The 10,055-nt window shown below is 60.7% G+C and carries 8 protein-coding genes; 3 read left to right on the forward strand and 5 right to left on the reverse strand.

Going from position 1 to position 10,055, the window contains the following annotated elements; genetic code table 11:
* Window positions 1-17 precede the first annotated feature (17 nt).
* Entirely contained in the window at window positions 18-470 is a 453-nt protein-coding gene (gene rimI, locus BM70_RS0130295) for a ribosomal protein S18-alanine N-acetyltransferase (protein WP_005784514.1), read from the reverse strand.
* Window positions 463-1,209, reverse strand: coding sequence for a hypothetical protein (locus BM70_RS0130300; RefSeq protein ID WP_051556808.1), 747 nt, complete (start codon window positions 1,207-1,209; stop codon window positions 463-465). Before BM70_RS0130300 ends, rimI begins: the two co-directional genes overlap by 8 nt.
* A gap of 187 nt (window positions 1,210-1,396) precedes the next feature.
* On the opposite strand from BM70_RS0130300, the gene mksB reads away from it, so the two are divergent.
* From mksB to mksF, 3 genes are read left to right on the forward strand one after another with little or no spacing between them, the layout of a single operon-like run.
* On the forward strand, window positions 1,397-2,674 hold the full coding sequence (gene mksB / locus BM70_RS0130305; RefSeq protein WP_025859494.1) for an Mks condensin complex protein MksB: 1,278 nt from the start codon (window positions 1,397-1,399) through the stop codon (window positions 2,672-2,674).
* Window positions 2,664-3,371 carry an Mks condensin complex protein MksE gene (mksE, locus tag BM70_RS0130310; RefSeq protein WP_025859495.1) on the forward strand — a complete coding sequence of 236 codons (708 nt, stop codon included), beginning with the start codon at window positions 2,664-2,666 and terminating at the stop codon, window positions 3,369-3,371. Before mksB ends, mksE begins: the two co-directional genes overlap by 11 nt.
* Window positions 3,368-6,208 (forward strand): Mks condensin complex protein MksF, encoded by a 2,841-nt coding sequence (gene mksF, locus BM70_RS0130315; RefSeq protein WP_025859496.1) that lies wholly within the window; start codon window positions 3,368-3,370, stop codon window positions 6,206-6,208. Before mksE ends, mksF begins: the two co-directional genes overlap by 4 nt.
* 167 nt (window positions 6,209-6,375) lie before the next feature.
* Here the strand turns inward: mksF and BM70_RS0130320 are convergent, their stop codons facing one another.
* From BM70_RS0130320 to BM70_RS0130330, 3 genes are read right to left on the reverse strand one after another with little or no spacing between them, the layout of a single operon-like run.
* Window positions 6,376-8,679: a PqiB family protein gene (locus BM70_RS0130320; protein ID WP_025859497.1), complete on the reverse strand. Its 2,304-nt coding sequence runs from the start codon at window positions 8,677-8,679 to the stop codon at window positions 6,376-6,378.
* On the reverse strand, window positions 8,672-9,295 hold the full coding sequence (locus tag BM70_RS0130325; RefSeq protein ID WP_025859498.1) for a paraquat-inducible protein A: 624 nt from the start codon (window positions 9,293-9,295) through the stop codon (window positions 8,672-8,674). Before BM70_RS0130325 ends, BM70_RS0130320 begins: the two co-directional genes overlap by 8 nt.
* Window positions 9,282-9,941, reverse strand: coding sequence for a paraquat-inducible protein A (locus tag BM70_RS0130330; RefSeq protein ID WP_025859499.1), 660 nt, complete (start codon window positions 9,939-9,941; stop codon window positions 9,282-9,284). Before BM70_RS0130330 ends, BM70_RS0130325 begins: the two co-directional genes overlap by 14 nt.
* Between the last annotated feature and the right edge of the window lie 114 nt (window positions 9,942-10,055).

The following is a 10,055-nucleotide window of genomic DNA, read 5'->3' on the forward strand; positions in this document are numbered from 1 at the left end:
ACGGTTTTGGACGGTGTTTAATCGACCAGGGTGCAGGCCATGACGACCGCATCTTCGCGGCCACCGACGGCCGGGTAATAGTCGCGGCGGCGGCCAATTTCATTGAAGCCATAACGCTCATACAGGCGAAACGCGCCGGTATTACTGTCTCGCACTTCCAGGAAGCACTCCCGCGCACTGGCGGCATAGGCGCGGGACATCAGGTGTTCCAGCAACGCCAGCCCGAGGCCACGGCCCTGGTTTTCCGGCTTGACGGTGATGTTCAGCAGGTGAGCTTCGTCGAGGATGATCTGCACCACGCCGTGCCCCACCTGCTGCTCACCTTCGAACATCAGCCAGATCTGGTACTTGCCCAGCCCATCGAGAAAAATCCCACGGGTCCAGGGGTGGCTGAACGCCGCGTATTCGATTTTCAGCACGGCATCGAGGTCAGCCTCGGTCATCGGGCGGAAGGATAAAGCCTCACTCATCGGTTGTTTTCCAGCGCGCCATCAGCCGGCGCATGGCTTGCCAGACATCAGCCTTACGCTGTGGCTCTTCCATTAATAATTCCAGGCCCGGCAGGGCCCATGCCGAACCGAGGCTTTCGACCTGCAGTTCGCGGTACCAGGCTTCGGCGTTGGCTTCGCCGGCAAACCGCACAGCAGGCAAGCCGATCAGCCACAGGCATACACAAGGTTCGTCCTCGAGGCGAGCCGACACAAAACCTTGCACAAAATCCCGCGCAGCTTCCGGGCCCTGGTCCATGTTGCCACGTACCAGCAGCGGCCAGCGCACCGGGTCGCCGACGATTTGCGGGCTGTCGGGCAGGCCGGCGGCGCGCAGCATGTCCTTGAGCAGCAGATAGGCGGGGTCGCGGGTCTGGAAGCGTTCGCCGGTCGGCAACTCCACCAGCAACAGGCAGCGCCCGGCCCGCAGCAATTGCAGGGCGAAACGCGGCGGCGGCACCACCGGGGCCTTGACCACCGGTGCAGCCTCTTCGGCCACCTTGGCAGCCTTGGTCATCGGCGCGGGGCGCGGCACCTCGATCTTCGTTCGTTCGACGGCCGGGCGCGTTTCCGGGGTGGGCTTGACCACCGTCACCCGCGCGGCCGCCTCCTCACCCGAGGACTCGAACGCCTCATAGGGCTCAGGCGCCTGCAACAGCTCGGGCCGCGACGGCGCGGCAAACGGCAGTTCGGTGCGGGGCAGCCAGTTGACCACCTGCATGGCGGTCAAGTAAGCGCGACGTCGGGACTCGATAAGCACAGCTCGGCCACTTGTGGATAACTAAAGAGCGGGGATTCTACCGCTGTTCGGCAACAATCGCCCACTGCGCACTGACCGGCTGTGGATAAATCCCGCGCCCGATGCAGTACAATCGCGACTTTTAATCGCCAACCAGCCGGCCATTCCCATGATCGAACCCAAGCGCGTCCTGCGCGCCCTAGCCGAACACTGGGCCTTACTTGAGCCACTGTGCGAACACTTCGACCAAGGCACCCTGAGCCTGGGCGAACTGCGCGCGCAATTGGCCGCCCAACAACTGGACAGCACGCCCCAGGACATCACCAGCCTGCTGGACGTGTGGATTCGTCTGGACATCCTGGTGCCTGTCGCCAAGAGCCCGAACCGTTTCGAGCTCAACGCGCAGATCCATGATTTCCTGGCCTATCTTCGCAAGGAACACCGGCTTGGCCTGTGCCTGGAAATCGAAGCCTACCTGCGCCACCTCGAGCGCCTGGCCGGTTATATCCAGGACGCCTTCGACATCCGTGACGGCCACGACCTGGCCCGTCAACTGCGCTTGCTCGACATGCGCGTGCGCGACGTGCTGAAAAAACTCGCCAACGACGAACAAGCCCTCGCCGCCGTGGCCGACCGCGCCAAGACCAGCGACCGGCAGATCCCGTTGCGCCAGCGTTACGCCGAAGTCCTGGCAACCTGGGACGAATACGTCGAACCGATGATCCAGTTGGTCAACGCCGACGGTGCCTTCGAACAAGGCGTGCGCAAGGTGGAGAATGTGCTGCTGCGCATGCTCACCGAACAACAGCGCCTCGGCCACCTGGTGGACGACGACATGCTGCTGCGTACCCACGCACGCATCCTCGAAATGCAGACCAGCGCCCAGCTGACCCTGCGGCATGCCCGCGAACTGCTGCTGCCGCTGCGTGAAGAAGCGCGCCGGCACAACGCCGTGACCCGCGGCGCGGCGCTGGCATTGTCGGCCATCCGGCGTAAAGGCCTGGACGCGGTACCGCAAGCGGCGATGCCGATGTTCACTCGGCCGCAAAGCACCTTCCTCGGCAGTGCCAGCCAGGTCGAGGCGTATGTGTATGCCCTGGCGAATTTCGAGCCGAAACCGGCGCGCTTCCCCAAGGCACACAAATCCCACAAGGGCGACGCCCAGCGCGCACCGCGCACGGTCAAGGAGATGCTCGAACGCTGCGAAGACGCGCTGCCAATGCCGGACCTGATGACCTGGCTGCTGGAGCAGGAGCCGGACGGCGCCACCGACGAATTGCTGTACTGGTTCTCGCGCCTCTCGCGCGAAAAACGCTTCAAGCGCGAACGCCTGGAACGCCGCGATTACCACACACACGAGCATCAGGTCAGCCTGCGCTCATTCGCCCTGCTCCCGGCCACGTCTGACGCCGCCGAGAATTCTGCGAGCACACCTTATGCATCTTGATCTATCCGAACTATCCCAGCTGGCGCCGATCTTTCGCGAGCTGTTCAAGGGTTACCACGTCAGCCGCCGCGACCCGGAGCTGTACGCCCAACTGTCGAACTTCCAGGACCAGTACCGCACACTCTTCAAGGCCCTGGGCTTTGAGCTGGTCTGCGACACGCGGGGTTTCTACTACTTCGTACCGGACACCGCCGTGGCCGCCGCGCAAGTGAACAAGACCGCCCAGCGACTGGCGTTGTTTACCTTCATCATCGTCGAGCATCTGGCCGACCAGGGCCGCGACCCGATTGCCGTGCTCGACGGTGGCAGCCTGGGCCGTGATGAGCTGCCGTCGCTGCTGGAGAAGTACCGCGACCTGTTTATCCAGGCCGAGGTACAGACCCAGGAAGAGCTCGAAGAGAAAATCATGCGCCGCATGACCCAGCTGGGTTTTGCCAGCGAAGACAACGGCATTTATCGCTTCCTGCCGCCCATGCACCGCTTCCTCGACGTGTGCCTGTCGGTGCAGCAGGACCGCGACCTCGCGGCCAGCGTCCACAGCGTGTTGCCGCTGCCGGTACCGGTGATCATCGACGAAGACAGCGATGAGAAACTGCTGAAAACCGATGATCCACTTGACTTGAGCGACTTCGCGGATGAAAGCGAAGAAGACGCCCTGGCCCGCGCCATTGCCGAAGAACAGGAGACCGATGCATGAGCAAGGAACGCTACGGCATCCGCCGCTTCGCCCTATTGAACACCGCCGGATACAGCCTGGGCTTGTTCCCGCTGGAAGAACCGCTGTCGGTCTATGGCGCAAACAACCTGGGCAAATCCGCGTCGATCAACGCGTTGCAGTTCCCGATCCTGGCGCGCATGTCGGACATGAGTTTCGGCAAGTACACCCTGGAACAATCGCGGCGCTTCTACTTCGCGACCGACACCAGCTACATCCTCGTGGAAGTCTCCCTGCCCCACGGCCCGCACGTGATCGGCGTGGTCGGGCGCGGCCCGGGCGGTGGTTTCGGTCACCAGTTCTTTGCCTATGCCGGCAAGCTGGACCTGGCTCACTACCAGAAGAACGACACCTGCCTGCGTCAGAAAGAGCTGTTCACCAACCTGGAGCGCGAAGGCCTGAAAGCCTACGAACTCAAGCCGGACGAACTGCGCCGTTTGCTGGTAGGTGGCCACACATCGATCCCGCTGGACCTGACGTTGATCCCGCTGCGCTCCACCAGCGAGCAGAGCCTGAAGACCTTCCGCGCGCTGTTTATCAACCTGCTGCACATGCGCGAAATCACGGCGGCAAAGCTCAAGCAATTGTTCCTGGATGCGTTTGAACACAGCCTGCGTTCCGGCAGTGTCGATTACATCGCCGCGTGCGAAGAAGCCTTCCGCGATGTGCGACGCATGGAGCAGGACTACAACTCGTTGGTCGCAGCTGGCCCGCTGGTCGAAGCGCTGTCCAATGGCGTGAAGCAACGCGACATCCTGCGCGGCAAATTGCATCGCTTGTCGCCGCTGCTGGATTCGTTGTTGGGCACCTGGTCGGACTACGCCAGTGCGCGCAAGGAAGAGCTGACCATCCAGGCCGAGCACTACCGCAACGAGCAGGACGCGCTGCAGAACGACCAGCGCGGCGGCACCCAGGAGCTGATGCGCCTGGAGCGTGAGATCAGCGGTATCCAGCGCTGGCTGGGCGAGCTGTCGGTGCTCAAGCATCGCTTTGCCCTGGTGGATGACGTGAAAGTGCTGGAGCAACAGCTGCTGGCGGCCAAGGATGCTCACGATGAATTGGCGGGCGCCCTGGCGCAGTCCCGGCAGTTCAGCGCCGAGGATCTGGACGAGCGTCTGCGTGACCTGGAAAAGCGCTTGAAGTCGGTCAAGCAGCAGCTCGACCACGCCGACAACAACAGCTACGCCAAGCTGCGGGAAGAATTCTCACAGCAGGACGTCGAGCGTCTGATGCGCCTGTTCAACAGTTCATTGTTCAGCCTGCCGTTGGGCGAACACGGCATCACGCTGGACGAGGATGGCCAATGGGTTAAATCACTGGAGCAGATCCTTGATGGCTTCAAGGGCGAGCGCTTTGAGGTGCCAGGGCTGTCCATCGACATCTCCCACATCGAACCGCCAGCCTTGCAGGCCCTGGCGGATCGCGCGGCGTTGCGCGACCAGAAAGAGCGTCTGGAAAAAGAACTCAAGCAGCTGAAAACCCAGCAAGCCGTCGCCTCTGACCGCGCCGCGAGCAAGACCCAGACCGAAGCGCTGTACCAGCAAGTGCTGGATGCGCAGAAGGCCCTCGAAGACTTCCGCCGTGCACAAACCCTGAGCGCGGAAGAAGGCGAGAAGCTGGAAAACCTGGCGCAGATGGAAGCGGCGCAGGATGAGTTGAAGCGCTCCAGTGATGCGTTCACCGAGCGCGTCCAGCAGCTGTCGGCCAAGCTGCAACTGGTGGGCCGTCAGATCGGCGATATGGAAGCCAAGCAGCGTACGCTGGATGACGCGTTGCGCCGTCGTCAGCTGTTGCCAGCGGACTTGCCGTTCGGCACACCGTTCATGGACCCGGTCGACGATTCCATGGACAACCTGCTGCCGCTGCTCAATGACTATCAGGACAGCTGGCAGAGCTTGCTGCGCGCCGATGGCCAGATCGAAGCGCTGTATGCCCAAGTGCGCCTCAAGGGCGTGGCCAAGTTCGACAGCGAGGATGATGTTGAGCGCCGCCTGCAGTTGCTGATCAACGCTTATGCGCACCGTACCGATGAAGCCTTGACGTTGGGCAAGGCGCGTCGCGCGGCGGTCACCGACATTGCGCGGACCCTGCGTAATATCCGCAGCGACTACGACAGCCTTGAGCACCAATTGGCATTGTTCAACCGCGAGATCAACAAGCGTCAGGTCTCCAACCTGCAAAGCTTCCGCATCGTGCTGGCACCGAACAAGGAAGCCCTCAAGCATATCGACCAGATCATCCACAGTGCCGGTCAGTATGAAGAAGGCGAAACCCTCTCGGTGTTCGACCTCAGCCAGAGCGCCGAGCAGGACAACAAGAACGAAGAAGCCAAGGAATACCTGGCGCGCCTGGTGGCTGCCAACCATAACCAGTTGGGCCTCAAGGACTTGTTCGAGTTGGCCTTCGAGATCACCAAGGTGCATGGCCAGCCGGTGATCCATACCGACATCGATGGTGCCGCCTCCAACGGCACCACCATGACCATCAAGGCGCTGACCAACATGTACTTGTTGCTGCACTTGATGGACCGCGACCAAGCCGGGCGTGTGCGCTTGCCGTACTACCTCGACGAAGCGGCAGACATCGACGAGAAAAACCAGGCCGCCTTGCTGGAGACCAGCTTGCAGTTGGGCTTCGTGCCGATCCTGGCCAGCGTGAAGCCGCAGGTCTCCGCCCAGGTGGCGATCGACCTGGAAGGTGGCAGTGGGCCGAACGGCATCTACATCGACGAGGCGGACTGGAAGTACATCCGTCGTCACGACGTGGTGAAGGCGACGATGAATGTGCAGGCGGATGAGCCGGAGTTGGACGAGGTCTGATTTTTTTCGCTGAAATGCAAAAGGCCCCTGGATGAGAATCCAGGGGCCTTTTTGTTATCTGTCCCGGCCTCTTCGCGAGCAAGCCCGCTCCCACATTTGACCGAGTACATTCTTTGGAATGCGGTCGAGTGTGGGAGCGGGCTTGCTCGCGAAGTCCGCGCCTCGGTCTATTTGCCGAGTGGGATCTTCGGCGCCCAGGTCAGCCACTCATCCTCAAACTTGTCGAACAGCGGGAAGGTTTGCTTCGCAAGTGCGGCATTCCCCATGCGCTCGCCATCTGGCGTCGCGAAGGCAATGCCACCCGCGACCAGCGTCTCCAAGGACTCAGTACGCACCGTCGCACCTTTGAACAGCCCGAAGTCGAGACCAAAGCCACTGGTGTTCCAGAAGCGGCTGCCACTACGTACCAGCGGTGCATACTTGGGCTCGATCAGGATATGGATCAGCACGCGGTCCGCGGTCTGGCCCAACTCGTATCCGGTGACTTTGCCCACGGTGACTTCACGGTAGGTGACCGGTACGCCTTCCTTCAACGAACCACGGCGTGCGGCGCTGAGTGTCAGGCTCAGGCCTGCCTCTTGGTGGATGGCTTCAGGGGGCTGGTCCAACGCAACGAAGCTCTTCTGCGGGCCGGCGTTTTTCGCGGCCGGTTGCACTTCGATGTATTGCCCGGTGACCAGGGTTTCCAGGTTGGAGGTTTTCATCAGGCCCAACTCAGGCTTGACCACCCAGAACTGGCTGCCAACGCGTGCAATGCGGTCCGCTACTTGAGTGATACGTGCACTGAGCAGTACCGACTGCATGTCGGCACTGAGGTCGACACTTTCAATCTTGCCCACGTCCAGGCCTTTGAAGCGCACCGGTGTGCCGGGGCGCATGCCGTCGGCGCGATCGACCTTGATGGTAACCAGCGTGCCGTGCTGGTTGGCGGCCTCGCGGTCGGCAAACAGGCGAAAGCGCGGGATGCGTTTTTTCAGTGGAACGTTCGGCTCGGGCGTCTCGAAGGCGATGCCGCCGGCCATCAGGCTCGCCAGGGATTCACTCTTCACTTGGATGCCGCCAGTGAGGCCACCGGTCAGGGTGACGCCGCTGGCATTCCAGAAGCGCGTCGAGCCATTGACCAGGTTTTCGTATTCCTTCTCGATGTGAACACCGATCACCAATTGCTTGTTCTTGCGCGAGAACTGATAGCTCTGCACTGAGCCGACCTTGACCTGTTTGTAGAGTATCGGGCTGCCAACATCCAGGGAGCCAAGGTTATCGGTGAACAGCACCATATGCAGGCCTGGCGAACGCAGGTCCAACGGCGGTGCCTTGGCCCGTGCGACGAATTCACGCTGGGGCGCGCTGCCTTTGTCACCAGGGCGGATGGCAATGTAGTTACCCTTGACCAACGCCTCAAGCCCGGTGATACCCGCCAGGGAGATGGAAGGTTTGACCACCCAGAACTGAGTGTCCTGCACCAGGTAATCTTCGGCCAGCGGGTCGAGGGTCAGCTCTGCGTTGGCGCTGGACAGGTCCGGGTCGATCTTCAGGGTTTTCAGGCTGCCAACCTGGATGCCTTTGTACATCACCGGTGTGCGGCCGGCCTGCAGACCTTCGAAGTCAGTGAGCTTGACCTTGACCTTGATGCCGGCTGCAGCGGCGTCGAAGTCTTCGTACAGACGGAATGGCAGGCTCGGATCAGTAGGCGGACTGTCCTTGCGGTTCTCTGGCGTGGCAAAGGCGATGCCGCCGGCGACAATGCTGGAAAGCGATTCGCTGCGCACTTTCACGCCGGAGAGGTTGGCGTCGATGCTGATGCCGCTGGCGTTCCAGAAGCGTGTGTGTTTGCGCACCAGGTTGGCGTAGGTCGGTTCGATATAGACCTTGATCTCGACGGTGCTCTGGTCTTCGGAGAGCAGGTAGCTTTTGACCTGGCCCACCTGGATCTGCTTGTAGAATACCGGGCTGCCACGGTTCAGCGAGCCAAGACGGTCGGCCTTGATGGTCAGGTGGAGACCAGGCTTGGCGTCGGACAAAGGCGGCTCTTCGGAGAGCGCCTTGAATTTACGCGTGGGCTCACCGTCACCCGGGCTGGCCGCGATGTAGTTACCTGACACCAGGGTTTCCAGGCCGGTGATACCAGCAAGGCTGACGCTCGGCTTGACCAGCCAGAAGCGCGTGTTGGTCTTGAGGTACTGTTCGACATCCTTGTTCATCTCGATGGTGGCAATCACCCCGCGATTATTGCCTTCGTCGTCCAGCGCCAGGGTCTTGACCTTGCCGACAGGCATGCCTTTGTAGACCACCTCGGTTTTGTTGACCTGGATCCCTTCACCGCTTTCAAAGCGTACCTGGATCTCGATACCCTGCTGGGAATAGGCACGCCATCCCAACCAGCCACCGATGATCAGGGCAATCAGGGGCAACACCCAAATGGCCGACCAGTTGGAGGCTGGGCGGGTTTTAGCTTTAGGCAAATCACTCATGGTCGTCGTCCGACTCCGTGTTATCCCAAATCAGTCGGGGATCAAAAGTTACTGCGGCAAGCATCGTCAAGATCACCACACTGGCGAACGCCGCAGCGCCGAGATTGGCCTCGACACTGGCAAGTCGCCCAAAGTTTACAACCGCCACCAGGATGGCGATCACGAAGATATCCAGCATGGACCAGCGGCCAATGAATTCGATAAAGCGATACATCACAATGCGTTGTTGCGCGGACAGCGGTTGGTGACGCTGTACCGAAAACAGTAGCAGACCGATGCCTACCAGCTTGAACGTCGGCACTAGGATGCTGGCAATAAATACGACGGCCGCAATAGGAAACATGCCGTGCTGCACCAATTGGATCACACCGGCCATGATCGTGCTGGGGTCACCCTGGCCCAGGGAGTTGATGGTCATGATCGGCAAAAGGTTGGCCGGGATATACAGAATGGCGGCGGTGATCAGCAACGCCCAGGTACGGGTGAGGCTATTTGGTCGACGGGCATGGATCAACGCACCGCAACGGGTGCAGGTTTGCTCGTCGGTCTCCGGCTCTTGCTTGTTCAATTCATGGCATTCGGTACAAATCAGAATGCCCGCATCAATCGCCCGCATGATCATCCTCTCCTGACAACGCCTGCCAGATCTGGTGGGGCGACATCACCACCTCAAGCAACACCTGAACCATCAATAAGCTGACGAAGCAGACCAGACCCAGGCCGACGGTGATGGAGGCCATGTCGGCAAGTTTTACGATCGCCACCAGCACGCCCATCAAGTAGACCTCCAACATCCCCCAATCCTTCATGTGATGGTAGATGCGGTACAGCAGTAATCCGTAACTGCGGCCGACCTTCCAGCGAATGCTGAGCAGCACTGCCAACTGGCAGAGTAGCTTGAGCAACGGAATGCCCATGCTGCACAGGAAAACCACGGCGGCGACGCCTTGCATGCCGGTATCGAAAAGGCCGACGACGCCGCTCCAGACGGTGTCTTCAGAAGACTGTCCGAGTAGATTGAGCTGCATGATGGGCAGAAAGTTCGCGGGGATGTACAGCAGCAGCGCGGCCAGCACCAAGGCGAGGCTCCGCTCAACGACATTGTGGCGGTGAGCATAAAGCTCGTAACCGCAACGAGGGCATTGGGCTTTTTCGCCGAGGGCGAGCACTGGTTTGCGCATCAGCAAGTCGCACTCATGGCATGCCACCAGGTCGTCCAGTGGTAAATCCGATACCTCAAGGGCATCAACCGGATCGGGCATAGATAGGGCTCGGGCTCTAAAAAAGGTTAGGTGCCTATTCTAGTGGTCTGGTTCAGAAATAACTGTGCAAATTTGTTTGGGGATCAAGCACCTGCTTTGGGTTTTCGACCGCCC

This window comes from Pseudomonas sp. CHM02 (assembly GCF_000612585.1).
Classification (GTDB): domain Bacteria; phylum Pseudomonadota; class Gammaproteobacteria; order Pseudomonadales; family Pseudomonadaceae; genus Aquipseudomonas.